This is a genomic window from Polynucleobacter sp. 80A-SIGWE, assembly GCF_018882295.1.
Lineage (GTDB): Bacteria > Pseudomonadota > Gammaproteobacteria > Burkholderiales > Burkholderiaceae > Polynucleobacter.
In genome coordinates this window covers 826,760-850,487 of sequence record NZ_JACVOR010000001.1, presented here as the reverse complement: position 1 = coordinate 850,487, position 23,728 = coordinate 826,760, and the positions used below count along the sequence as shown (strand labels likewise).

The window sequence follows — 23,728 nt, the reverse complement described above, 5'->3', positions numbered from 1 at the left end:
TGGCGACCTTAGATATATGACTCAGACGCAGCAGGTCTTGGATTGTTTGGGGCGACCACAGGCTTCATGGATTGAGATGGAACTACTGGAGCCATCGTATTAGTCACAATGCAGCGAACTTCAAATTGCTTTGCGCCGCCACCTTTGCGTTGTACGGGAGCAGAATTCAAAGTCATATTTTGTAAGGAGGCCCTTTCAATCATAGGCACCCTTTGGAGCCGCTCAATAAAGCTGCCAATAACCTGATCATTAGAGGCTTCACCCTTGATAACTAAGGTATTGGGGCTGTCAAAAGCAATGGTGGTAAACCACAAACCACCAGGCACTGTCTGATTAATGGCACTTAAGAGCTGATAGTTCGACACCTGATTAGTCTTGAACTCCTTGCTGGCCTCTAACATTTGAGAGTATTTAGATTTCTGCGCCTTGAGTGAAGCCAGTGAAGCTTCTTTCATTTGCACTTGCTTCTCAATTTGCACGGCAGTTTGATATTGACTGCTTAGGGCATTATTAAAAAAGTACTGATACAGCAATGTGCCGATTACAAACAGGACCACTAACAAGGCCCCTGCAAAGATTCCAACTTTAGACAAGATCTTTTTACGCTCAATTTGCTTAACCACATCTCGGTTTGGCAACAAGTTGACGTTGTTTACGCCTGTTACATATTTGTAATAACCAAAGATATCTACTTTTCGAACAGCTAGGCCAATAGCAGAGGTAAATACAGATGGATTGGCCTCTGATTCGATAACATCATCTAAATTACTTGGAATCTGAAGATCTGATAGCGGATCAAACAAATCAATCTGATAACCATCCAATGCTTTACGCATCTGACCAAGTAACTCCGCCCTCTTTTGCACGGGGGATACAAGCAATACTTGATCAATCAGATTTTTTCCTAGCTTGACTTCATACGCCCTAAATGCCTGCAGAATCTGCCCGGCAAAACGGTCGTAAAGTCGATCGCCCTGATCACCATCCAACTCTCCCGCTTCAATCAATGCTCTATCAGCTTCCGAGATATAGATGTCATAGATAAACGGCGTGTCATCTGTAACGATCAGGACGTAGTTCTCGTGTGGGCCAAATTCAATCAGTGCGGTAGTACCCTGAGATCTGGATTTATGAGCTTTAAGGGCATTTCGGATTGCAAAGCAACGTACGTCAACCACCACTGGATTCAAACCAGCTTTGGTAGCAATTTGTACGTACTGATTAATTTCAGATAACTTGGATGCGACAAAGAGCAGCTCCATCGTATTTTCAGCAGTATTACGACGAATGACCTGCCAGAAGATGGAGTACTCATCTAGCTTTTCTTCGAGCTGAAGAATATTGCTCCACAGCGAGTCATATTGAATTGCGCTTTCAATCTCTTCCTCGCTCATCAATGGCATCGTGACGGTTCGCACAATGGCACTAGTAATAGGAATGGAGATCGCTGCGTTAGCTGTCTCTAAATTTGCACTAGTAATTAGCTCCCTGAGTTTTTGAACATATTCATCTTGGGAATCATGAATATCTTTTAAAGAAGCGTTCTCCGCTACATGTTTATAGCCTAGCTTCTCTAAAAGCCATCCATCTGCATTTTCAGTGAGCTGCGCCACACGAATGTAGTTGGGGGTGATATCAATCCCTACGACATCCTCCTGCTTAATGGAATATCGACTGAGGGCGTCAATAAACGCCTTCAAGATTGGCTGAAAGGGATTATTAATAGACACGCTTTTCTCTCCAGGATTTGTATTGCACCTTGCTATTGGAGGAAGCATTGCTTCCCACTAACTTGGCAATGTTGTCGCGACCAGAAGACAAAGTCGTTCCGGGCTGTAGGTTGCTCATACCCACATAAATGTTCCCTTTGGCATCTACTATTGGTGCAGTGGCCAGACCAGTTCCAATAACTGCCCCACCACTTCCCGCCTGGCAAACGTCGGTTAGCTCAATTAAGCGGCTGGTTCCGTACAGGGGACATGAAAGAGCCTCAGGTTGATAGGCTGAGAAATACACATACTTGTTATGAATTGCAGCTCTACCAATAATTTTTTGATAGTCAGCGGCAGAACTCACATTGGTTTTAGCCCAGACATTGGCATACCAGGAGCTATTAGCGCTACACATTTGCGCATCAACATTTGCAAAGGCTGCGGCAGTCTGATCGGTAGCAGCTAGAGAACTCAAAGGAAAGTTTGAGTCAGACACACCGTATATACGGTTATTAATTGTGGAGACTCTGCGCTGAATACGAGTGAGATCACCTGTACCAAAATAATTGAATAGGCGACTGATATTGTTTCCATTGCTATCTTTGCCATTCACGATCGTTGTGGCCAATTGGTTGTAGCCCATCCGATCATTGGCTAAAGTCGCCTCACTTCTGAATGATTTGTATAGAGTGAATAAACTGGCATTACTATCACTCAGACTACTTTTACTTAAGTTGAATTTCCACAATTCACCCTGCAAGTCTGTGAAGTAAGCAATCCCGCCATAGTAGTTAGCCAGTGATGTGCCATCTCCGGTCACCACAGTTAAATGGGCAGTTACTCCATTAGGGATATTGGAGCTACCATCACTTACTAATGGCGCATTAACGATGACATGACCACCAGTAGAGGCTACAACTGCATTTCCAGTGGCACCGCAACTTGCCGTTGTTACACCAGAATCTGGCTCCATCTCGATGGCATATACATACGCGCCGAATGAACTAGAAGATCCAGTTCCGGTAACGGATGCGCCACCAGCAAAACCCCCTCCAAATACCGCTGCCCAACGCTGTTTATCTGAACCCTCGGCATAGGGCAATAACATGATGACTGGTCTAGACCATGCACCACCTAGCTTTGAGTAATCAAATTGGGTGCAGGCAGCGTTATAGGCAAAGGTTGATTTTTTACCGCTGGCATCCCAATAATTAATTAATTTATTAGAAACGTCGTTACTTACAGTAAATAAATGTTTTGGTAAATCTGGATCAGTAATATCAAGTGCATAGTAGCTATTACCACCCCAGCCTAAGCCACCCATCAAGACAGTCTTCCATTTGCCCTCGGCATTGAAGTACACATCCTTAACGGTAATAGGGCCATCCACACTAAAAGTGCTATTACTGGTTCCGCCGCCAGTAGCAATACCCTTTTCCCCCGTCATATTCCGCAACATCGGCAACACAGATGGAGGAATAAATGCCCAACGTTCGTTTAAGTCGGCGTCAAATGCGTGCACCATGCCATCATTCGCACCCACATAGATCTGAGGGCGGCGCGTTGCATTGTTGGCAATAAAGCCGCTATAGCCTTTGGTATATCGATAGTAAGCCTCAGACTTACTAAACATATTGACGTCGGAACTCCAAGGCGCATTGGGTGCACCAACCAGCACCATCTCGGAATGGTAGGTATCACCCAATACCGAGGAACGAACAGCTGTTACTGGGGCATTTTCTTCCCAGTAGGAATTTAAGCCCCTAGAGAAGCTAATCAAATCACTGGTGGCGGTAGGATTTGGACTTTTCGGACAATTAAATAAAAGACTTTCTAGTGCGTTTGCATTCGTTAAAGTGAAGTTATTATTACTTGAGTCATTACTCAAACCCCCAGACATACATGCAGGATCAAAACCTACCGTCCAAATAGAGCGGCCACCAAGCCCATAGGATGCGTTGATTGCCGCACGAGTCTTTAACTTTTCAGTGGCAAGCACAGGCGGATCATTTGTTAGCGCGCCTGTAGCATCTAAGTTGTAGCGCTTAATTTCACCAATCCACTGTTTATCTTTTTGATACTTAAACAAAGCCTGATAAATAGTTCCGTCACCTAGCACTGGCGGCGCGTAAGTCTGATAAACGTTAGGATCAGTACTGCTGCCTGCTGGAAGAGAGGCTACTTTAGTCGGTAGGGCTGGCGGTACGGCGGTGCCACTTACGCCCTTAAAGCCAAATGCATACGCCAAGGTTGGGTAATCTGGATCGTACCCCATTGAGTAGGTCGTAACACCCACACTAGTCATTGCTGCAGTTAGAGTTGCGCGCGAGCCTGCAGCGCCATAGTAAATATAAAAAGTAGCGGATTCATTGCACTGCAGGTCGCCAAACTGAAAGTCAAAGGATGATCCGATCTGCCCATGCAATCCAGTAGAGTCACGATTTAATGAGGCAGCATTGACTGGCTTACATGCGGTAAAAGGATTGGCATCTTTATTGTCCTCACCTCCGTTATCGCAATAACTCCAAATCTTTGGGTAGTTTGTACCGTTATAAGAAGAAGCAACACCCACAGCATCAACTGAGGCATCGGTCATATTTTCGATAGAGTCCCAATCCATACTTCGTCTATAACGAACATCTCTCAGGGTGCCGCCAGAAATATTAGTAATGGTGACCAAACCCTGAAACAAGCTTTGATTGGTGGCTCCAGATGTAGGTCCGTAGAGATGAGTGACCTCCAGCATCGGTATGCCTGAGGTATCAGCAATCCAAACTGTTGACTTAACGCTAGTGGAGTCAACAGTAAAGCTTTTAACGGTCATGCTGGTTAAGGCTGTAGCATTACCTTCACCAATTTGCTGACTAATAGAGGCCCAAGCCTGTTGGTTCCGATTATCAATAGCTCCAGCAGACCACGACTCCCACTTACTTCCCTGACTAGTAGAGTCATACCAACCCTTTGGATAGAATTTGTTTGCAATCAGATTGCCATTCGAATCTTTCTTTTGCGCCCCCTGCCAATAGTAAGAAATTCCCACTGAACCTGCATTGACGCCGTTAATCCTAGTTCTGCCATCAGACAGATAGAGTTGATTTGCAGAATTATTTGCCGCAGTTCCTGCGCCGTTAATAGTGTTCAAATTGCCAGCAGGATTAACCCCCAACATAATGGTTTGATTTGCCGGTACGAGGGAGTTATGAATAATTCCGAAACTTGGGAAAGAGCTTGCTGCATAAGCAATATGAGCAATTCCCATTGCGAATATGGGCAGGCATGATGAAATGTAGCGAACATTTCGACACATCCTCAACACCGGGGAAATTAGAGTCATTCTGTTCCCCCTTTATGGCGTGTATTGAACAACGGCTTCAAGCACTGATTTGCTTGAATTCGATTGCCAAAAATTAGGGTTAATTGCAGTGCCATTGAAAGCAACGTTGTAATTTCCAACCGCAGTCATGCGAATGGTGTAGACAAAATTGCTAGCACCATATCCATTGGAAGATCCAATTTCATTTCCAGAACTACCGTTAGTGCTAGATGAAATTTTTTCCACAATGCAAGATGAATAAGCGGCACGTCCAGCGCGAGTCTTAAACTGAACTGAGCGAGAATCAGACTGTCCTACTGGAACGGTATCCCCTAGCACTGTTTTTCCAGCAAGTGGGCCACCGCTTACGGCCAAATCAATCGGCGCACCAAGACCATTTACCCAGCTTTGACCGGCCGGTTTGGACAACCACTCCACGGCATTATCAAAACAGGTTTCACTGGCATCAATTGACAATGGTTTATTCGCCACAGCGGCAACCAAATCCGACTGCACTGAGGCAACGTAGGCCAAGCCCATCCCCATGGCAGTAAGCACCAATAGCAGAACGAGGCTGACAACGAGCGCAAGCCCAGACTGGCCAGACACATTGGTCAGCGCATGTGTGGCAATCATTTGAGAATCAGGGGACCATGGAGACATTTTTAGCCCTCGCTAAAAAGGTAAAGCTTTTGCTCACTTTGCGGACTGTTCCCTCAATCTTTTTTGGAGAATCAACCACTAAATTCACCTGAATCGTTTGAAATTGATTGGCAAAACTTCCCGATACCCTTGGATTCATTCCCTTTACAGAGAAATTACTGACCCAGTCCAAGACTGGCTCACCACTAGTTGAGCCCGTTAAGGGGGTTGAGTTGCTTAGGTCACAAATCTGACTAGGGTTATTGCATTTGCGCCATTCACGCAACAAACGATTCCGCGTAAGTCCAGTAGTTGAAGTGAATGTAGTTAAGTAGTAACGCACCAAAGCACGATATAAATTACCGGAGCTATCGTAATCATCGTATACAAAACGGACATCCCCAGGAGTGCTACTAGCAAGGACAATGGCTTGGCTTGCAGGCATAGCATTGGCATTAAAGTAGTCCTTAAAGCCAGCCATACGAATATCGGACTGCATTAAATCAATCGCCCTCAGCGCACCACGATCAACCTCAGTCTGGGCTAACAATGATTGTTGTTGCTGAGCAAAAAATGTGTAGGCCGCATAAGTACCAGCCAACACTATAGATGTCACTGCCATAGCAACAAGCATCTCTACCAAGGTATAGCCGTGACTAGAATGTGTCATAGCTGCCTCAACTTGCGAGTGAAGTAGGCCCCAACGCTTCCGCTAGATGTAATCAGTGTGACATCAACAATCAGCCCCGTACCATCGTTCTGTACATTGACTTGGCGAACCTCCTTTGGTGACGCTGGATTAAAAGGGCCAATATTGCTCGCAAGATCCAAGCACCAGGACTGACGATTATCTGTAGCGGGGTAATTACAGGTAGTTAAACTTCCGCTATATTGAGAAGGATTATTAAAGGGGTTTAAGGGATCCGTAACCGATCTTTGACCCTCAGAGGCAATCTTCTGAATAATTCGATCGCCCATCAAATTGATGTACATGCGCTTCTCTGAATCAGCAATTGCATGTTGAGATAAGTGATAAAAGAAATATAGGCCGCTGAACCCAATAGTAAAGATGGCCATCGCCACCAAAGCTTCTATCAGAGTAAAGCCAAGCATCCCTTGTGCAGAATGGGAGGGGTAAAGTGACTGGGTCATCATTAATCGAGCTCCACCCAAGCACCAGTTGAAACGTTGAGCTTAAATTTCTGAATAAAGCCCGTGCTCTGATTCAATAAAACACGATAGGCGCCATATTTATTCTTATTAGCAATTGGATCAACCTCAATATCAATTGCCGAGCCACTACCTTCCATACCAGTCTGGCCAGTAGAGATAAATATTCCACGTAATCCACCACAAATTGCGGATATCACCCTCGATTTGCCGCTGAGGATATTGAAGGCAGGATCCTTAGAGCTAGGATTCTCAACCAAATTATTAGAAAAATTATTGCCAATACTTAAAACGCTATTTTGCGCAGCACTAGAGACTTGATAAGTCATGCTGGTGCCAGAGCCGGTACTGCTCTGGCAATTCAAGGTAGCCGTGCCATTGATTGTTCTTGCCCTAGTTTTTAAATAATCAATCTGACTCAAGATCGCATGAAAATCAGATTCCAAAGCACGCTTTTGCCTCCAATCACCTATGCTAGGCGAAACCAAAGAAGTGGCAATCATCAAAATAGCGATGACCACAATCACTTCTAAGAAGGTAACGCCGTGTTGGTTCATATCAGATCGATTTGTCCTGTTTGGGCTAACTGCTGCAATGAAGCATCCATCGTGATCATCCCCTCGCCACGCGCCATCTGCATAACACTCGGTATCTGAAAGACTTTGTTCTCACGAATCAAATTGCGAACGGCAGGGTTGCATGTCATTACCTCAAAGGCGCCTACTCGACCTACTCCACCCTTGCGCCTTAAGAGGCGCTGAGTCATTACCAAACGCAATGACTGGGACAGTTGTGCCCTCACCTGATCCTGCTGCTGCGAAGGAAAGACGTCAATAATCCGGTTGATTGTGTTTGGCGCACCGCTGGTATGCAAAGTTCCAAAGACCAAGTGGCCAGTCTCTGCGGCGGTAAGGGCCAACTGAATGGTCTCTAAATCTCGCAACTCCCCTACCAAGATCACATCCGGATCTTCACGCAATGATGCTCGGAGTGCAGATGAAAAAGATAAGGTATCGCGGGCAACCTCACGCTGAGAGATCACACTCTTTTGATTGCGATGGACGAACTCAATGGGATCCTCGATCGTAATGATGTGCCCATGGCGATGGCGATTGATTCGATCAATCATCGCAGCCAGAGTGGTTGACTTACCAGACCCAGTTGGGCCCGTCACCAGAATCAAGCCATTTTCTTGCTCGATCACATCGCGCGCTACAGCAGGTAGGCTCAAAGAATCAAAACTTGGAATCTCGCTCTCAATCTTACGCATCACAGCAGCCAAGCCCTGAGATGTTTTGAATAGATTTACACGAAAGCGATAGCCCCCAGACTCAACAGCAAGATCCGCGTCGAAGCACTCCATAAACTTAATACGCTGTTCTTGAGTTAACCAGTTCTTAATAAAGGCATCGAAGTCAACTTGAGTAACGATATCGTCTGCAAATGTCTGAATCTCTCCATCCACTCGAATTGCAACCGGCTCATTAACATGTAAATGCAAGTCAGAAAGCTTGTAATTAGCAACGTAATGCAAGGCCTTATCAATAATTTCCATTTATGCACCGCCTATCACGAAGCTCAGCCCCGACAAGATTAAAAAAGGTCCAAATGGAAGTGCTTGGCTCATCAGCAATCTTTCGCGCTTCACAATAGACACTAGCCCAATCACTATCAAACCGATAATGCTGGCGCCACAAAGAATAGGTACGATTTCTGCCCAGCCAAGCCAAGCTCCAAAAGCCGCCAATAATTTGAAGTCACCGCCCCCAAATCCATCGTGCTTACGGACAGCGTAATAGACCGCATTAATCGCCCAAGGCAAAAGGTAGCCAAGACATGCACCCAAAATTGCATCAACAGGAGAGATGGGCAAATACCCCATTGCTGCTGCGGATAAACCAAGCCATAACATGGCCAAGGTCAAACGATCTGGCAGTAAAAAGGTTTCGAGATCAATAAAGAAAAGCGTGATTGCCATGGCAAAGAACAGCGCATACACGCTACCGGTAATACCTAAGCCATAAACCCAAATAGACCAGGCAAATGCGACACCTGTTAATAATTCAACCAAAATGTATCTAGGTGTAATCGGCTTTTTGCAGTGGCCACAATTCCCACCAAGGACTAGCCATGAAATAACAGGGATGTTTTCATACCAATACAATTTTTCACCACAGCAAGGGGCTGTAGAGCCTGGCCATAGCAAGCAATTTAAGGATGCGTCAGCATCTTTCAGGATTGCTTTTGGTAGGCGATGAATCACCACATTCAAAAAGCTACCGAAAATTAGCCCCAGCACGGATGCAGCGAAGATTTCTGGAAAATTTCCCATTGAATCCCCTAGAAACCCGTCTTCACATTCTGCTGGTTCAATGAATAAACCAGGTTTGTATCACTACGTGATTGAGCATATGCAATGTAATCGTTTGCATTAGTGCCAGTACAACTTCCAGATGATCCAACCGCCCCAGGGACAATATAGAAATAAAAGTCGTTATTCCCACCTACGGTAATCGGACCAGAATTTGGCGTAGAAGAACCAAGTAAGTTCTGATTGATCAAGCTAGTGTTATCTCCTGCACCAGAATTTACGTAGTAGCAATAATTTTCTACAAAGTAATTCTTTTGCATCAAATAAATCGCTTTTAATGTATTTTGAGCCTCAGCATTTTTTGCTGCCCGAATATTCCCAAGCAAAACTGGTGTGCCTACGGCAGCGAGTACTCCCAAAATGGCGAGCGTTACCACTAGCTCCATTAAGGTCACACCAATTTGGCTCTGAATATTTTTCATAGGCTTGCCAAGCAAACAGAATCATTTGCCTAGCTCCAAGTCTTATTGAACTGAGATGCACTCAGAAGCGGATGGATAGGCGATGTACGTCGTTGTGGTCGTATTCGACAAATCCTGAATCACCGTCTGAACTGACAAGCCTTGAGTACAGTTAGCATCAGAAGCGTTTACGAACAAACGACCAGCATTTGCTACGCTAGCTGAAGCTGCACCAGTTTGAGCTGGAGCTGTGTCCGTATTGTTGTACGGGTTCTTCATAGTCTTGTTAGAGTAAGCAATGAAGTAGGCTTGCGGTGTTGCCAATGTTGCTAAGTCAGCCGGGCAGTTAACTACAGCTGGAGCCGCTTTTTGATCATTCAGAATTGGTGCGAGACCTGCGCTACATTTAGTGATCTCACCAGCAAAGAAGGTCTTCATTGAATCGAAGTTTTGCTTAGTTGCGGATACTTTTGCAGATGTTTGATAGCCCGAGTACATTGGAATACCAATGGCCGTGAGAATACCGATGATGGCGATCACCACCAGCAATTCAATCAAGGTAAAGCCTGATTGTTTAGATTTTGAATGCATATAACCCCCTGAGAAAAACGTTCAATAGAAAAAATTCAACTACTTTCAACAACATGAACGTAGTTTTGAACGAGGGGGGTTCTTAATGAATAGTACTTAGGTACTAAAGATGCAAGATTAGTAGCAATCTACTAGGTGAATATCTGTAAGCCTTTGAGCTAATAGCCTTATTTATTTAATTCTTTTTGCAAAATCTGCAAATTACTTGAGTGCAAGTTTTCCTTTTGCTGCAAAGCCACCAAATCCTTCACTTGGTCGGGAGTTTTATTAGGGGCGGCTGCCAAATCCTTAATACGGGATTGCACTGCATTTAAGCGCACCTTCTCTAAATCCATCTCCTCCTGAATAATTCTCTTGCGCTCTGAGGCCGCGGTGTCATAGGTGCTTTTAGGCTTATCAGCAGGCTTGATATCGGCAGCTGGAGCAGCCTTTGGTGCAGAGTCGGATTTTGCTGGAGTTGAGCGCTTGGCCTCTGGTGGTGGCAGCGCCATCTTTTTACAGTTTTGTCCTTTTTCTACATTCGATAAGGTCACTGAGCCGTTATCAGTAGCGCAGCGATAAACATCAGCATTGGTCGGCAAAGCCAAGAGAGCCAAAGGGATGGCAAAAGCAACAATCAAACCATTTTTCAGATGCAAAACAAACCCCTTTAAATGCAAACTTTAATAATGAGGAAACTATAAGCCAAAATAGCGCCTTGAACTATAAAAACCTCTACACTCCCTTTAGAAAATGAATAAACGACTAGTCTACTTACTGAAAGGCGGAGAGAATCCCTTGATTCTGGGGGTGGGCGCAATCTTAGCGGCCATCATCATCGCCACAGCCATCATCTCTGCTTTCTCAATCCGAGAAAACAGCACCCAGGAGTGGACCAAACAACTCGACAATCTGACGCTCACCCTATCAGCGCAGGTCAGCCAAACCCTCTACTCCGCTAATACTGCTCTAGATAGCATCACCCAAGAGGTGAAGGCGGCCAAGGTGGAAGACGAGCGCCATTTTCGGGAATTTGCCAGCAAAGAGAGTCAGTTTGTCTATTTAGTGCAAAAGACGAACTCCAACCCACTGATTAATGTAGCTGCCTATATAGATAACAAAGGTGAGATTCTTAACTACTCGAGATCCTATCCAACACCGAAGATCAATATTGCCGATCGCGATTACTTTCTAAATGCCCAGCTAGCCACCGGCGAAGGTACTTTCTATAGCGTTCCCATTCAGAATAGAACGAATAAAGACTGGATCTTCTACCTCACTCGCAAGCTCTACAACCGGAATGGTGAGTTCCTTGGCTTAATAGTAGTTGGCATCTCCTCAGAGGTCTTTTCCAAATTTTATGCAAGTGTTGGAGAAAATTTAGGCAAAGGCTCATCTATTAGCCTCTATAGAGATGACTTTACAGTGATGACTCGCTGGCCTTTTGTTGAGAATGCGGTTGGGCAAAAACGTGCGGATAGTGAAACCATGAAAATGGTGAAGGATCTCAAGCTGAGTAACGGAGTCTTTCAGAGTAGTGAAGCTAACCCACTCAATAATCAATCCGATATCGGCCGGATGGTGGCTACACGTATAGTTAAAAACTATCCTTTTATTGTTACAGCAGAAGTGAATGAAGATGTCTACCTTCAAAGCTGGTACGAAAACGAGCGATGGATTTGGATATCGGCTGCAGCTAGCCTCATTATCTTGGCGCTAAGCATTCACCTACTATTAAAAGCAAATCACAAAATTAATGCTGAGCTGACCGAGCGAATTGCAGCGCAAAAAGAATTGACAAGAGCTCATGAGCGTCTAGAGGTCAGGGTGAAGGAGCGCACCGTAGAGCTCTCCCGTGAAGTATCAGACAGAAAGCTAGCTCAAGAAGAATTGGCGCGACTAAACACTTATATCGCTGATGTTTCACATCGCGCAGGCATGGCTGAAGTAGCAAATAGCGTGATTCATAACGTTGGTAATGCACTTAACAGCATTAACGTCGCTGTCACCACCATTAATTCTGAAATCAAAAGTACGCCGCTCCATTCCCTGCCCAAGATTGCGGATATGTTGAAGGCCAATGAAGAAGATTTATCCTCCTTCCTCAATGGTGATGAAAAAGGCAAACAATTACCTAAGCTAATTGGCATGCTTTCTGAACAATGGAAGATGGAGAATGCCACCCTACTTTCAGAAACCAAACAACTGCAAGAAAGCGTTGCTCATATTCGCGAGATCGTGAGTCGCCAACAATCACTGAGCGGAAAACTAGGCATTGATGAAATCATCAATGTTTCCGACTTAATTAATAATTGCTTGAGCTTTTACGTTACTAATTTCAAGAATGCTCAAATTCTGGTGTCAATGGACAATGAGCCAGGACTGGAATGGACCGGTGATCGCAGCAAGATCACTCAAATCCTACTGAATCTGATCATGAACGCAGAAGAGTCATTGATTGCTGGTTCAAATAATCCTAAAACCCTCAAAATCACCAGCTTTAATAATAAGAATGAGGGAATTCAAATTGAAGTATCGGATAACGGTACTGGCATTGAACCTGAAGTCCTTAATAAGCTATTTGGCTACGGCTTTACCACCAAGCCCTTTGGCCATGGCTTAGGCCTCCATGCTAGCGCCATCGCAGCCAATGAGATGAACGGAACCCTGCAAGCATTTAGTTCGGGCAAGGACAAGGGGGCAACTTTTATACTTACACTACCAAAACAGTCTTCGGGTACTAATGTCTAAATCCAGATCCAAGCTTAAAAGAATTCTTGTAATTGACGATAACCCGGCAATTTACGAAGACTTCTGCAAAGTGCTTTGCCCAAGCAATGCGCCTGCAAAGGAGTTAATTGATTTGGCAAGCTCCATTTTTGGCGATGAACGCGAAAAGATGGATATCGGCGACTATCAAATTGACTTTGCCCTCCGAGGCCAAGATGGCGTTGAAAAAGTAAAGTCCGCGATTGCCGAGGGCTGGCCATACATCATCACTTTTGTAGACATGAGGATGCCAAACGGTTGGGGTGGACTTGAAACCATTAAGAATCTTTGGCTGGCAGATTCACAGCTTCAGATCGTTTTATGCACAGCCTACTCCGACTATTCTTGGGATGAGATTCGAGCACAACTCTCACGTCGTGATCGCTTCCTGATTCTCAAAAAGCCGTTTGACAATATTGAAGTACAGCAAATGGTGGAAACACTGGTAAATCGCCAAGAGGCAGAGCAGCTTCTGATTGAAAATCAGAATCTCTTGCAGACCGCACAGGAAATTGCCCGCGTTGGCCATTACACATTAAGCCATACGGACCAAGAAGTAAAACGCTCTGAGAGTTTGGATGCCCTATTCCAAATCCCAGCTGACTACAGTCATAGCTATGCTGATTTCTGCAAACTCTTCTCACAAGACTCTGCAGTGCATTTCAATCAATGCGTTTCAGGAGCCAGCAAAACTAAGAAACCATTTGAGCTAATCTGCCAGTTTCAAAAGGGCGGACCCCATCAATATGTTTGGAGCATTGCAGCTGGATATTGGGAGTTTGATGCCAACAATGCGCCAAGTAAAATGATTGGCACCATCCAAGACATTACCCAAACTTACGAACTACAAAACCAACTGCGTCTATTGGATGCCTGCATTTCACAGGCAGATGATGTGGCCATCATTACCGATGCCAGACCGAAAACAGCAGGCGGCCCACGCATTGTTTACGTCAACGATATCTTCGAACGCAAGACTGGCTACACCAAAGAATTTGCCATTGGCAAAACCATGGATATTTTGTACGGACCTAATACCCAGAATGCCGCTCTAGAGAAGATCAATAAAGGCTTAATCAATAAGAAACCAGTACGAGTTGAGATGGTGAACTACGACACCAACAAGTCTGAATTTTGGGTCGACCTCAATATGTCCCCCATTCAGGATAAGGATGATGAAATTACACACTGGCTGTGTATGCAACGCGATATTAGCAGTCAAAAAACAACTTTAGACGCCTTGACTGACAAGGAATTTAGCGTTGTTAAAGCAGTTGCAGGCAATAGTGAAGTCACCCTTAAGGAAATCGCGGATAGGCTGCATATTAGCGAGCACACCCTCCGGAATCACCTAGCATCGATCTATGAAAAACTCGGCGTACGCGGTCGCCTTGAGCTCTACATCTTCTGCAGCAAATTCATGGATGAATTAAGCAAAGACTAGCCTTGGAATTCCCCAGAGTAAGGGGTGTGTAGTTTTCTTCTTAAAGCCTACTTTGCAAGCTTAGCCTCTAATTCCACCGCAAGATCCAATGCACCCATGTAGCCAGACTTGAGGTGACTCGGCAAATCAGGGTCACCCACCATAGCGCCCAAAGTTTCCACCAAGCTAAAGACCAAACCCTTAGCCGCACTGGCTGCAATCGTATTGTTTGCTACAGCCTCATCAATGTGATTAACGGCATCTAAGAAATAGTCATGCCCTGGAAGGCCATCCGCCCCTAGAATTTCTTTACTCATTTGTACTTTCCTATTAAGTGGTTCTTTACAGCATTAAGCCCACTTTATAGAAATCTAGGGGATATGGGTGGAATTTCTTTTAGCGGGATGCTTAAGAGCATTGAATTACTGATTGGGCTGATCGTATTTTTTGAGCTCTGTTTTATTGCGATACATCTCCAGGTCCACGTCGTGCAATATTTCAGAAACCGACTTTGTATCCTCGCTGTAGCTTGCCACCCCAATGCTTAAGCTGACCGGGTATCCCGCATCCTTCATGGCCTGATTTACTGTTGCCACAATATCTCCGCAGAGCTGTTTCATCTCTGGCTCATTTAATTTTGGCGCAACAATTAAGAATTCATCACCACCCAATCGAAAAAATACCGCCTTATCAGAAGAAAAAGACATCATCAATTGTGCAATTATCACAAGAACTTGATCGCCAACCACATGCCCCCGAAGATCATTAATCTTCTTAAAGTCATTGACATCAATTAGGGCTACAGAAAAAGGCTGCTTCGCCGTCTCTAAAGCTGCAATCGCCTGCTCTATAAAGATTCGAGCCCAGCGCCTATTCCACAAACCGGTTAATGAATCGGTATTTGCCAAAAGATTCACGCGCAATTGACTACGCCTTAGTGACCTGGCCAACCACAGTATTAATAGCGTTGCCAGAAAACGAATTGAGATATTCAATATCTCTATCTTCGTAAAGTAGAGCGGGAAATATTCATCTCTAAAAAGAAAGTAATTCTCAAATAAGACTGCAATGATCAGAGCTGCGATCACCGTCTTTAGTGACTTTGCATTTAATGCAATGATTGCCGCGGGAAATAAATAGAGCAAAACAAATCGGTAATCATCAGGCGATAGGATGTCGATCATTAAAATCAAAATCAGCAAACCAAACCCCAGCATTACCGCTATTTTTGGCTTGATTCCAAACGGACTATCAACACTTCCAATCGCTTGCCTCATTCTCGATCAACCCAAGTAGTGAAATTTTCAGCAGCAGGAGTCAAACGATAAACATAGGTGCTGCGCGGACCCACCATCGATCCATTAAGGTCATATAGAAATGATCTTTTACGTACTACTAATTTGTGCTGTACCAACTTACCAAAATCACGGATTAATTGTGGGCAGCGTGGATAGTCATTCAGGCGATAAAGCATCTTGGCCCCAGTGGCTCTGGAATACTCAACAATCAGGTCTGGGCTGCACTCCTCTAAACCACCAGGCTGGCGCCTCAGACGATTTAACAGCCAGCGGTAACGGGGTTTAGACATCATGCACAGGATATTAGCCTAAGAGCTAATATACTTCTAATTTCTATGCACATTTTTAGGGCGTATATTGACCCTATCTTTTTTTATATTTCCCTATAAAAATCAGTTGCTTAAGGTTTTTTTAGTTATGAAATGGCGCATTTCACCTGTGATGGGGTCCAGGAAAGCAACTTCCCCAGCCAACAACTGTAAGGGCTTAGAGAAGTCCAATTCATATTCCTGATAAGGGGTCAGGATGGGATAGATCTGGTCATGCCGAATAGGTATTCCCAGGCTATTGAGATGGCAACGCAATTGGTGCTTCTTTCCGCTGCCAGGAGTAAGGCGGTACCTAGCCCAGGGCTTTGATATTTCTAACAACTCGATCAAGGTATCAGCATTAGCCTCGCCATCTATCTCTTGCATTTGAAGAAAGTGTTCGGACTCTTCTAACCTGCTTTGATAAGTCATAGGTAATTTATTGACGAGCCCTTCTGAGTACGGCGCAATAGCTTCATAGATTTTTTTGACTACGCGATCTCTAAACAGATTCTGGTATTGCGCACGCTCTTTTGGATTTACTGAAAAAATAACTAAGCCTGCAGTATCACGATCAATTCGATGAATGGGGCTGAGATCTTGAATACCCGTTTTTTTCTTTAGGCGATTGAGTAAGGTTTGATGAAGATAAAGTCCACTTGGTGTTACTGGTAAAAAATGGGGTTTATCAGCAACCAAAATATGCTCATCCTGAAATAGGATGACTTCCTCAAAAGGAATTTCTGGCTCACGTGCCAAGCGTCTGAAATATAACAAGTGGGTATTCGGAAGATAGGCATCATTAGCCTGGATTGGAACTCCATCCACAGTCATTACCAAGCCCTCTGCAAAACGGGCCTCCCACTCACCTTGATCAATATGCGGAAAATTGGCAATAAAGAAGTCGAGCAAACAAGCGTAGTTCTGCCCAGCAGGCAAATACACCCTTGATGAGGAAACTCCTTCAGAATTGACTTTCATATGCACTAGATTATCCAGTCAATCCAGCTGGAGCACCATTCTGAATACATCCCAATAAAACCCCTCTAAAATAGGCTGGCACCACTTAAAAGAACTAGAAGAACAATAGACACTATGCTTGAACTCTCCGTTTTCGACCTCAGCCTATTGCTTGCCTGCGCCTTATTTGCGGGTCTGGTTGACTCCATTATTGGTGGTGGTGGCATGATTCAAGTCCCAGCTCTTTTTGCAGTTCTGCCAGGCTTTCCACCAGCTACCCTACTCTCAGTCAACAAATTTGGCTCAATCATTGGAACGATTGGCTCGGCCATTCAGTACAGCCGCGCCAACAAGAGTCCATGGGGTCTTGTGATTATTTCTTCAGCGTTTGCCTTCTTTGCTTCTGTGGCTGGTGCGTACCTCGTAACCCGCTTGCCAACAGAGTGGCTTAGAGCTGCCCTGCCATTTTTATTGATAGCGCTATTAATCTTTAATATCAAATCTAGCGCTGGCCTGGTTCATGCACCTAAGCATGATCACCGTAAGCAAAAAGCCATCGCCTCTACTGGTGCTGGCATCATTGGTTTTTATGATGGTTTCCTAGGGCCAGGAGCGGGTGCCTTTTATAAGCTTTTCTATACCCGTGTATTGGGGTTTGATTTTTTACGGTCTGCAGCCCCTGCAAAGTATTTGAATATTGCCTCCAATCTCGGTGCACTATGCGTGTTTTTCTATCTTGGCTATTTTGACTGGAAACTCGGTTTACTCATGGCTAGCGCCAATCTTGTAGGCGGTCAAATTGGGACCAAGATTGCAATCAAACATGGAAATGCCTTCATACGCAAGGGCTTCTTTATTTTGGTGACCATCCTCATCATTAAAACCTTCTACGACGCCTTTCTTAAATAACCACTTAATCAATAGATAAATAAATTAGTGGGTTATTCGTAGATTTATAAGCATTTAAAGAGTAAATTGAACTTATCGAGTTTTGTTTATTTATTAAAGAAATGAGGGTGTTATGAAAATTCTATTACCAGTTGACGGCTCTAAATCTTCGCTCAATGCAGCCAAGTATGTTGGTAAGTTAGCCAGAGATTTACGTAGCAAATGCACCGTGACATTGGTCAGCATTCATGACGATATTGGCCTTGGTCATGTGAAGCAATTTGTTGCCAAAAGCGTGGTTGATGACTACCTTCGCGAAGTGAGCGAAAAAGAGCTCAAGCCAGCACAGAAGGCACTCGATGTTGCTGGCGTGAAACACAGCATGGTGATTAAGCGCGGTAACGTTGCTAATGAAATCATCGCCCTAGCCAATAAAGAAAAATTTGACCTCATCGTCATGGGCTCTAAAGGTAGAAGCGGTATTGTTGATGCTCTCATGGGCTCAGTTGCTCAAAAAGTAGCCAATGCAGCTAAGCAGCCTGTTTTGTTGATCAAATAAGCACCAAGGTTAATTCGACGAATTAACTTCAATAGGCCGTCCATGCGACGGCCTTTTTTATGGGTTACTAAATGAGCATTTTGTTTCTCTTGTTCGCGCCAGCAATTTTTGCCGTGTACTGGCTTATTCGCCTTCAGATATGTCTGTCTAGAGCTCGTTATCTAGTGGACACATACGGCATGGATCGCAAAAAATTACGCAAGTTATCTTGCGGGGAGCTCAAGAAGCTGAGAACATCGATTGATGAGCTCAGGCATACGAGTGATGCCTTTGGCTTAGAGGCGCTGGTTAGACCTTATAGGGCATAACTAATAAGAGCTCCAAATGGTTTATTCCTTAAACCAGATGTAATTCAACTTTCTTACCTAAGGCCGCAGCATATTTTCGAAGCGTGTTTAAGCTTGGGGAATGCTTTCCGGTTGCCAAAGAGCTTTCCAACCTAGCTATAGCGGGAGCTTGTGTACCCATTCTACGGGCCACTTCAGCCTGGGATAGGCCTGCAGCTTTACGGGCCTGAAGAATTTCATCAAGAATAGCAAACTCTTCTTTATTTAATCTCTCAACCTCAGTCTTAACTGCAGAGTTTTTTAACATCTTGGCAACGGCCTGCTTATGACTTAACGGCTTTGTCTTCATAACTTCAACTCCTTCATTCTCAACTTCGCTAGCTTTAACTCCCGGTCAGGAGTTTTCTGCGACTTCTTAATAAAGCTATGCAACATTACGATCTCTCGATCCACCAATGTGCAAAAGAAAACTCTAGCGATTCCCTCGGCACCTTTTAGCCTTAACTCAAACAACCCACCGCCAAATGAATCGGTATGCGGCAATCCCAAATGCGGCCCATATTCAATCATGCGCTGAGTTAAAGCAATGTACCGTGCCTGCAAAGAAATGGGTAAATTAAATATCTGCTCCAATACATCGGAACTGTAATAGCGAATGGAATAGTTCATTCATTGATGCTAACAAATATGTTATCATCAAACAACCATGTTATGCAAGGGCCATCCAGCCCCAGGGCTATTTAGACCGCAAAGAAGCGATCCTTAAACCACAAAGCCACAGTTACCAAGCCAATCATGATGGGTACTTCTACTAGAGGGCCTATGACTGCCGCAAAGGCAGCTCCAGAGTTGATGCCAAATACTGCAATAGCAACAGCAATGGCCAGCTCAAAGTTATTGCTAGAGGCTGTAAATGAGAGTGTGCAGCAACGCTTATAGTCAATCCCCATTCTGCCAGCCACAAAGAATGTCAGTAAGAACATGATAAGGAAGAAGACAAGAAGAGGAACGGCAATAGTGACTACATCCATAGGTAAAGTGAGGATCAAATTACCCTTAAGACTAAACATGACTACGATAGTAAATAGTAATGCAATCAAAGTGAGCTTACCGATACGCGGCACGAACTGCTCGTGATACCGATCTTTGGAGATGAACTTCAACATCACTACACGAGTCAAGATGCCTGCAATGCAAGGTACACCAAGGTAGATAAAGACGCTCTCTGCAATCTGCCCCATGCTTACGCTGACATTAGATGCAGCTAAGCCAAAGTAAGGCGGCAACACAGTGAGAAAGAAATACGCATAAACGCTAAAGAATAGAACCTGAAAGATTGCGTTAAAAGCTACTAAGCCAGCCGCATATTCAGTAGAGCCTTTTGCCAAATCATTCCAAACGATCACCATCGCAATACAAGGCGCTATACCAATCAAAATCAAGCCTGCCATATATTCAGGCTGATCTGGGACAAAGGTAATCGCCAAAAAGAACATTAATGTTGGAGCAATAATCCAATTCATAAGCAATGAGATCAGGAATATGCGCTTGTCCTTAAAAACATCTGGCAAATCCTCGTAACGCACTTTGGCAAACGGCGGGTACATCATTAAGATCAGGCCAATAGCGATTGGGATATTTGTTGTTCCCATCTGGAAGGAATTAACAAATCCTTCAATACCAGGCATGAAGTGGCCCAGTCCAATGCCAAAGGCCATTGCAGCAAAGATCCATACCGTGAGGTAGCGATCAAGAAAGGAGAGTTTTTTAGTTAAGGTATTCATGCTTTTGTATGCACCTCTTTAAGACTCATAGAATCCAATTTGTCGAGCGGCATCGCAGCTAAGATATCCAATCTTTTCTTGAGGCCGTTCATAACCTCTATGAAGGCAGCCCTCTTCTCAAGATCGCTACCCTGCACTTGTGAAGGGTCCGGAAAACCCCAATGCGCAGTGGCTGGTTGACCGGGCCAGAATGGGCAAACCTCACCAGCCGCATTGTCACAAACCGTGATGATGAAATCCATCTTTGGCGCATTGGGCTCGCCAAATACATCCCAACTTTTTGACTTCAGTAGAGTGCGATCCATTCCAAGCTCCACTGCTATATCTGCAGCGATCGGATTGACGCAAGTGCCTGGTGTTGATCCAGCTGAATATCCTACAAACTTACCGCTAGGATGAGTTGAGGCCAAGGCTTCACCCAAAATAGATCTAGCGGAATTGTGAGTACATAAAAAGAGAATGTTATAGGTTTTCATGTTGACTTAGTCTTGCGTGTGATTTTTTCAGGGGTGCAGGATTTACCGCCACAACAGCTATCAAGAAGGAAGGTGCTGAGGTCTTGGACTAGAGCCGCATTTGGGCGATAGATGAGGTTGCGACTTTGACGCTCAACCAGGAGCAAATTGGCCTGCAGTAATTCTTTTAAATGAAAGCTCAAGGTTGCATTAGGAATACCCAGCTTTTCAATGATTTGGGTAGGCGTTAAACCAATATCACCCATTTGGACAATGAGGCGAAAGATATTTAATCGGGACTCCTGCCCCAAGGCCAAGAATGCTGCAACCGCATCTGTATTTTTCATATTTCCAATTATATAGAAATATATTACAGATTTATGACGGATGCCAATAAAGATAAGGGGGCTTTCGCCCCCTTTTCTATTATCTTTCTTTTATTTGTCTTATTACTTCTTTAGCTTTCCAAAAGCAGCCGCCATCGCATTATTGATTGGGGGTGCCGATCGCCTATCTTCCTGAGGCTTTCTAGCTTCTGGGGATCTTGGAGTGCCTGGACGATTTACCCTTGGCTCTGGCTTTGCGCCTGGAGTAGATTTAGGCGCTTCATCAGAGAGTCGCATAGTCAATGCAATACGCTTACGCTTTTCATCTACCTCTAGCACTTTCACTTTAACGACCTGCCCTGCTTTAACTACGCTGTGTGGGTCTTTAACAAAGGTATTGGCTAGCGCGGAGATATGGACGAGTCCATCCTGGTGAACACCAATGTCTACAAATGCGCCAAAGGCTGCAACGTTAGTAACAACACCTTCCAGAATCATGTTGGCCTTAAGGTCGCTGATTTTTTCTACGCCGTCTTTAAAGGTTGCCGTAGTGAACTCAGGACGCGGGTCTCGACCTGGCTTTTCTAATTCCTTGATGATGTCAGTGACAGTTGGAACACCAAACTTCTCATCGGCATACTTTTCTGGGCTAAGACCTTTCAGAATAGTTGCATCACCAATTACTTCTTTGACGCCCTTCTTAATATCTTTCAGGATCTTCTCCACCAAGGGATAGGATTCTGGATGCACTGCTGATGCATCTAGAGGGTCTGTCCCGTTCATGATGCGCAAGAAACCAGCCGCCTGCTCAAAAGTCTTCTCCCCTAAGCGTGGCACGCTGCGTAAATCTGCCCGTGTCTGAAAGGCGCCATTGCTATCTCGGTACGTCACGATGCCTTCTGCAACGGTGCTACTGAGGCCTGAGACCCTTGCCAGCAAAGGCGCAGAAGCTGTGTTCACATCCACACCAACCGCGTTTACGCAATCCTCTACAACCGCAACTAGTGACTTAGCCAATTGAGTCTGCATTACATCATGCTGATACTGACCAACACCAATCGACTTCGGATCAATCTTCACCAATTCAGCCAACGGATCTTGCAATCTTCTCGCAATCGATACTGCCCCGCGCAAAGACACATCCATGCCGGGTAATTCTTTGGAAGCGTACTCAGAGGCTGAATAAACCGATGCACCCGCTTCTGATACAACAATCTTGGTGAGCTTGAGTTCAGGTTTAGCTTTAATTAAATCTTGCGCCAACTTATCTGTCTCACGTGAGGCGGTTCCGTTGCCGATCGAGATTAAAGTCGCCTTGTGTTTCTCAGCTAATTTCGCAAGAGTATGTAATGAGCCATCCCAGTCGTTCTTAGGCTGGTGCGGGTAAATGACATCCGTATCGACTACCTTACCAGTAGCATCCACAACAGCTACCTTCACACCCGTTCTCATACCAGGATCTAGGCCAATGGTGACCTTTGGTCCTGCAGGTGCTGCCAACAGCAAATCTTTGAGGTTACGAGCAAAGACATTAATTGCCTCTGCCTCAGAACGCTCACGCAAAGCACTCATTAACTCTGACTCCAAATGCATGGAGCATTTAATACGCCAAGTCCAGCGCACAGTCTCTGCTAACCACTGGTCTGCAGGGCGGCCTTCATTTTTAATCTTAAATTGGTTAGCAATGCGGGATTCACATGGATTATGAGGCGCATCCCATTTGGGTTTTTCTTCTTCGGTGTCTAGGCGCAAATTCACCATCAACATTTGCTCACGACGACCCCTAAATAAAGCTAGAGCACGATGTGACGGAATTGCGGAGACGGGCTCTGAGTAGTCAAAGTAGTCTGCGAATTTCTCACCCTCTTGCTCTTTGCCAGCAATAACTTTGGATTCCACAACGCCATGCTCTTGTAAATAGGCTCTTAGTGATTGCACTAAGCCAGCGTCTTCTGCAAAGCGCTCCATCAAAATCTGACGCGCACCTTCAAGAGCAGCTTTGGTGTCTGCTACACCAGGGTTGTCACCTTGATCGGATGTGAATGCTTCTTTGAGATATTTAGCAGCCTCCACTTCGGGATCCAGCATGGGGTTAGCCAATAAATCATTTGCTAGAGGCTCTAAACCGGCCTCTAGGGCAATTTGCGCCTTAGTGCGACGCTTGAGCTTGTAAGGGAGATAGAGATCTTCCAGGCGGGTCTTATCCTCAGCCAACATGATGGCTTTGAGTAGCTCGGGAGTCATCTTGCCCTGCTCTTCAATCGAAGCAACAATGGCTTTGCGACGCTCTTCTAGCTCGCGTAAATAACCTAGACGATCCTCTAGTAAACGCAATTGCGTGTCATCCAAACCACCCGTTGCCTCTTTGCGGTAACGAGCAATAAAAGGAACTGTTGCACCCTCATCCATCAGTGCAATAGCAGCAGCTACTTGAGCGGGTTTAGCGGATAACTCTTGGGCAAGGCGTTGTTCAATGGATGGCAGCATGAGGA

The 23,728-nt window shown here is 44.9% G+C and carries 26 protein-coding genes; 5 read left to right on the top strand and 21 right to left on the bottom strand.

Features of this window, described 5'->3' with window-relative positions; genetic code table 11:
- Nucleotides 1-8: 8 nt before the first annotated feature.
- The 11 genes from pilM to ICN25_RS04340 all read right to left on the bottom strand — a co-directional run bounded on the left by pilM (nt 9) and on the right by ICN25_RS04340 (nt 10,838).
- Entirely contained in the window at nt 9-1,730 is a 1,722-nt protein-coding gene (pilM, locus tag ICN25_RS04390; protein ID WP_216179318.1) for a pilus assembly protein PilM, read from the bottom strand.
- Nucleotides 1,720-5,046 (bottom strand): pilus assembly protein, encoded by a 3,327-nt coding sequence (locus tag ICN25_RS04385; protein ID WP_216179316.1) that lies wholly within the window; start codon nt 5,044-5,046, stop codon nt 1,720-1,722. The genes pilM and ICN25_RS04385 overlap by 11 nt, the downstream gene beginning before the upstream one ends.
- 12 nt (nt 5,047-5,058) lie before the next feature.
- Nucleotides 5,059-5,688: a hypothetical protein gene (locus ICN25_RS04380; RefSeq protein ID WP_216179314.1), complete on the bottom strand. Its 630-nt coding sequence runs from the start codon at nt 5,686-5,688 to the stop codon at nt 5,059-5,061.
- The gene (locus ICN25_RS04375) at nt 5,669-6,337 is read right to left on the bottom strand and encodes a PilW family protein (protein WP_216179312.1); all 669 of its coding nucleotides are present in this window, start codon (nt 6,335-6,337) and stop codon (nt 5,669-5,671) included. The genes ICN25_RS04380 and ICN25_RS04375 overlap by 20 nt, the downstream gene beginning before the upstream one ends.
- Nucleotides 6,334-6,822: a prepilin-type N-terminal cleavage/methylation domain-containing protein gene (locus ICN25_RS04370; RefSeq protein ID WP_216179310.1), complete on the bottom strand. Its 489-nt coding sequence runs from the start codon at nt 6,820-6,822 to the stop codon at nt 6,334-6,336. The genes ICN25_RS04375 and ICN25_RS04370 overlap by 4 nt, the downstream gene beginning before the upstream one ends.
- Entirely contained in the window at nt 6,822-7,394 is a 573-nt protein-coding gene (locus ICN25_RS04365) for a Tfp pilus assembly protein FimT/FimU (RefSeq protein WP_216179308.1), read from the bottom strand. The genes ICN25_RS04370 and ICN25_RS04365 overlap by 1 nt, the downstream gene beginning before the upstream one ends.
- Nucleotides 7,391-8,392, bottom strand: a complete 1,002-nt coding sequence (locus tag ICN25_RS04360; protein ID WP_216179306.1) for a type IV pilus twitching motility protein PilT — start codon at nt 8,390-8,392, stop codon at nt 7,391-7,393. The genes ICN25_RS04365 and ICN25_RS04360 overlap by 4 nt, the downstream gene beginning before the upstream one ends.
- On the bottom strand, nt 8,393-9,169 hold the full coding sequence (locus tag ICN25_RS04355) for an A24 family peptidase (protein WP_216179304.1): 777 nt from the start codon (nt 9,167-9,169) through the stop codon (nt 8,393-8,395). It lies immediately after the preceding gene.
- An 8-nt stretch (nt 9,170-9,177) separates the two neighbouring features.
- A complete protein-coding gene (locus ICN25_RS04350) occupies nt 9,178-9,630 on the bottom strand; it encodes a type II secretion system protein (protein ID WP_216179302.1) in 453 nt (150 codons plus the stop codon).
- Between the two features lie 42 nt (nt 9,631-9,672).
- Nucleotides 9,673-10,200, bottom strand: a complete 528-nt coding sequence (locus ICN25_RS10000) for a prepilin-type N-terminal cleavage/methylation domain-containing protein (protein ID WP_216179300.1) — start codon at nt 10,198-10,200, stop codon at nt 9,673-9,675.
- A 167-nt stretch (nt 10,201-10,367) separates the two neighbouring features.
- Nucleotides 10,368-10,838 carry a DUF4124 domain-containing protein gene (locus tag ICN25_RS04340; protein ID WP_216179299.1) on the bottom strand — a complete coding sequence of 157 codons (471 nt, stop codon included), beginning with the start codon at nt 10,836-10,838 and terminating at the stop codon, nt 10,368-10,370.
- 94 nt (nt 10,839-10,932) lie between these two features.
- Here ICN25_RS04340 and ICN25_RS04335 point away from each other — a divergent pair, with 94 nt between their 5' ends.
- Both ICN25_RS04335 and ICN25_RS09945 read left to right on the top strand, forming a co-directional pair.
- Complete coding sequence (locus tag ICN25_RS04335; RefSeq protein ID WP_216179297.1) at nt 10,933-12,930, top strand: ATP-binding protein; 1,998 nt, start codon at nt 10,933-10,935, stop codon at nt 12,928-12,930.
- Nucleotides 12,923-14,392, top strand: coding sequence for a PAS domain-containing protein (locus tag ICN25_RS09945; protein ID WP_255536670.1), 1,470 nt, complete (start codon nt 12,923-12,925; stop codon nt 14,390-14,392). Before ICN25_RS04335 ends, ICN25_RS09945 begins: the two co-directional genes overlap by 8 nt.
- A gap of 47 nt (nt 14,393-14,439) precedes the next feature.
- Here the strand turns inward: ICN25_RS09945 and ICN25_RS04325 are convergent, their stop codons facing one another.
- The 4 genes from ICN25_RS04325 to ICN25_RS04310 form a co-directional block, all read right to left on the bottom strand.
- Nucleotides 14,440-14,688 (bottom strand): hypothetical protein, encoded by a 249-nt coding sequence (locus ICN25_RS04325; RefSeq protein ID WP_216179295.1) that lies wholly within the window; start codon nt 14,686-14,688, stop codon nt 14,440-14,442.
- Nucleotides 14,689-14,793: 105 nt separating this feature from the next.
- Nucleotides 14,794-15,648 carry a GGDEF domain-containing protein gene (locus ICN25_RS04320; RefSeq protein ID WP_216179293.1) on the bottom strand — a complete coding sequence of 285 codons (855 nt, stop codon included), beginning with the start codon at nt 15,646-15,648 and terminating at the stop codon, nt 14,794-14,796.
- Nucleotides 15,645-15,962 (bottom strand): hypothetical protein, encoded by a 318-nt coding sequence (locus tag ICN25_RS04315; protein ID WP_216179291.1) that lies wholly within the window; start codon nt 15,960-15,962, stop codon nt 15,645-15,647. The genes ICN25_RS04320 and ICN25_RS04315 overlap by 4 nt, the downstream gene beginning before the upstream one ends.
- Nucleotides 15,963-16,061: 99 nt before the next feature.
- On the bottom strand, nt 16,062-16,958 hold the full coding sequence (locus ICN25_RS04310; protein WP_216179289.1) for a pseudouridine synthase: 897 nt from the start codon (nt 16,956-16,958) through the stop codon (nt 16,062-16,064).
- A gap of 114 nt (nt 16,959-17,072) precedes the next feature.
- On the opposite strand from ICN25_RS04310, the gene ICN25_RS04305 reads away from it, so the two are divergent.
- The 3 genes from ICN25_RS04305 to ICN25_RS04295 all read left to right on the top strand — a co-directional run bounded on the left by ICN25_RS04305 (nt 17,073) and on the right by ICN25_RS04295 (nt 18,692).
- Nucleotides 17,073-17,846 carry a TSUP family transporter gene (locus tag ICN25_RS04305; RefSeq protein WP_216179287.1) on the top strand — a complete coding sequence of 258 codons (774 nt, stop codon included), beginning with the start codon at nt 17,073-17,075 and terminating at the stop codon, nt 17,844-17,846.
- A 112-nt stretch (nt 17,847-17,958) separates the two neighbouring features.
- Nucleotides 17,959-18,384, top strand: coding sequence for a universal stress protein (locus ICN25_RS04300; RefSeq protein WP_216179285.1), 426 nt, complete (start codon nt 17,959-17,961; stop codon nt 18,382-18,384).
- A 71-nt stretch (nt 18,385-18,455) separates the two neighbouring features.
- Nucleotides 18,456-18,692: a hypothetical protein gene (locus ICN25_RS04295; protein ID WP_216179283.1), complete on the top strand. Its 237-nt coding sequence runs from the start codon at nt 18,456-18,458 to the stop codon at nt 18,690-18,692.
- Between the two features lie 28 nt (nt 18,693-18,720).
- Here ICN25_RS04295 and ICN25_RS04290 read toward each other — a convergent pair whose 3' ends face one another.
- The 6 genes from ICN25_RS04290 to ICN25_RS04265 form a co-directional block, all read right to left on the bottom strand.
- Nucleotides 18,721-18,978 carry a helix-turn-helix domain-containing protein gene (locus ICN25_RS04290; RefSeq protein ID WP_370623599.1) on the bottom strand — a complete coding sequence of 86 codons (258 nt, stop codon included), beginning with the start codon at nt 18,976-18,978 and terminating at the stop codon, nt 18,721-18,723.
- 38 nt (nt 18,979-19,016) lie between these two features.
- Nucleotides 19,017-19,340 (bottom strand): type II toxin-antitoxin system RelE/ParE family toxin, encoded by a 324-nt coding sequence (locus tag ICN25_RS04285; RefSeq protein ID WP_216179280.1) that lies wholly within the window; start codon nt 19,338-19,340, stop codon nt 19,017-19,019.
- Between the two features lie 71 nt (nt 19,341-19,411).
- Nucleotides 19,412-20,455, bottom strand: a complete 1,044-nt coding sequence (gene arsB, locus ICN25_RS04280; protein ID WP_216179278.1) for an ACR3 family arsenite efflux transporter — start codon at nt 20,453-20,455, stop codon at nt 19,412-19,414.
- On the bottom strand, nt 20,452-20,931 hold the full coding sequence (locus ICN25_RS04275; protein WP_216179276.1) for an arsenate reductase ArsC: 480 nt from the start codon (nt 20,929-20,931) through the stop codon (nt 20,452-20,454). Before ICN25_RS04275 ends, arsB begins: the two co-directional genes overlap by 4 nt.
- Nucleotides 20,928-21,257: a helix-turn-helix transcriptional regulator gene (locus tag ICN25_RS04270; RefSeq protein ID WP_216179274.1), complete on the bottom strand. Its 330-nt coding sequence runs from the start codon at nt 21,255-21,257 to the stop codon at nt 20,928-20,930. Before ICN25_RS04270 ends, ICN25_RS04275 begins: the two co-directional genes overlap by 4 nt.
- A gap of 102 nt (nt 21,258-21,359) precedes the next feature.
- A complete protein-coding gene (locus ICN25_RS04265) occupies nt 21,360-23,723 on the bottom strand; it encodes a Tex family protein (protein WP_216179273.1) in 2,364 nt (787 codons plus the stop codon).
- Between the last annotated feature and the right edge of the window lie 5 nt (nt 23,724-23,728).

Coding starts and splice junctions, on each gene's coding strand:
- ICN25_RS04300 (WP_216179285.1), top strand. CDS start 17,959: ATGAAAATTCTATTACCAGTTGACGGCTCTAAATCTTCGCTCAATGCA.
- ICN25_RS04385 (WP_216179316.1), bottom strand. CDS start 5,046: ATGACTCTAATTTCCCCGGTGTTGAGGATGTGTCGAAATGTTCGCTAC.
- ICN25_RS04310 (WP_216179289.1), bottom strand. CDS start 16,958: ATGAAAGTCAATTCTGAAGGAGTTTCCTCATCAAGGGTGTATTTGCCT.
- ICN25_RS04290 (WP_370623599.1), bottom strand. CDS start 18,978: ATGTTAAAAAACTCTGCAGTTAAGACTGAGGTTGAGAGATTAAATAAA.
- ICN25_RS04355 (WP_216179304.1), bottom strand. CDS start 9,169: ATGGGAAATTTTCCAGAAATCTTCGCTGCATCCGTGCTGGGGCTAATT.
- ICN25_RS04315 (WP_216179291.1), bottom strand. CDS start 15,962: ATGATGTCTAAACCCCGTTACCGCTGGCTGTTAAATCGTCTGAGGCGC.
- ICN25_RS09945 (WP_255536670.1), top strand. CDS start 12,923: ATGTCTAAATCCAGATCCAAGCTTAAAAGAATTCTTGTAATTGACGAT.
- ICN25_RS04325 (WP_216179295.1), bottom strand. CDS start 14,688: ATGAGTAAAGAAATTCTAGGGGCGGATGGCCTTCCAGGGCATGACTAT.
- ICN25_RS04285 (WP_216179280.1), bottom strand. CDS start 19,340: ATGAACTATTCCATTCGCTATTACAGTTCCGATGTATTGGAGCAGATA.
- ICN25_RS04375 (WP_216179312.1), bottom strand. CDS start 6,337: ATGACACATTCTAGTCACGGCTATACCTTGGTAGAGATGCTTGTTGCT.
- ICN25_RS04365 (WP_216179308.1), bottom strand. CDS start 7,394: ATGAACCAACACGGCGTTACCTTCTTAGAAGTGATTGTGGTCATCGCT.
- ICN25_RS04270 (WP_216179274.1), bottom strand. CDS start 21,257: ATGAAAAATACAGATGCGGTTGCAGCATTCTTGGCCTTGGGGCAGGAG.
- ICN25_RS04305 (WP_216179287.1), top strand. CDS start 17,073: ATGCTTGAACTCTCCGTTTTCGACCTCAGCCTATTGCTTGCCTGCGCC.
- ICN25_RS04335 (WP_216179297.1), top strand. CDS start 10,933: ATGAATAAACGACTAGTCTACTTACTGAAAGGCGGAGAGAATCCCTTG.
- ICN25_RS04370 (WP_216179310.1), bottom strand. CDS start 6,822: ATGATGACCCAGTCACTTTACCCCTCCCATTCTGCACAAGGGATGCTT.
- arsB (WP_216179278.1), bottom strand. CDS start 20,455: ATGAATACCTTAACTAAAAAACTCTCCTTTCTTGATCGCTACCTCACG.
- ICN25_RS04360 (WP_216179306.1), bottom strand. CDS start 8,392: ATGGAAATTATTGATAAGGCCTTGCATTACGTTGCTAATTACAAGCTT.
- ICN25_RS04275 (WP_216179276.1), bottom strand. CDS start 20,931: ATGAAAACCTATAACATTCTCTTTTTATGTACTCACAATTCCGCTAGA.
- ICN25_RS04265 (WP_216179273.1), bottom strand. CDS start 23,723: ATGCTGCCATCCATTGAACAACGCCTTGCCCAAGAGTTATCCGCTAAA.
- ICN25_RS04320 (WP_216179293.1), bottom strand. CDS start 15,648: ATGAGGCAAGCGATTGGAAGTGTTGATAGTCCGTTTGGAATCAAGCCA.
- ICN25_RS04295 (WP_216179283.1), top strand. CDS start 18,456: ATGAGCATTTTGTTTCTCTTGTTCGCGCCAGCAATTTTTGCCGTGTAC.
- ICN25_RS04350 (WP_216179302.1), bottom strand. CDS start 9,630: ATGAAAAATATTCAGAGCCAAATTGGTGTGACCTTAATGGAGCTAGTG.
- ICN25_RS04380 (WP_216179314.1), bottom strand. CDS start 5,688: ATGTCTCCATGGTCCCCTGATTCTCAAATGATTGCCACACATGCGCTG.
- ICN25_RS10000 (WP_216179300.1), bottom strand. CDS start 10,200: ATGCATTCAAAATCTAAACAATCAGGCTTTACCTTGATTGAATTGCTG.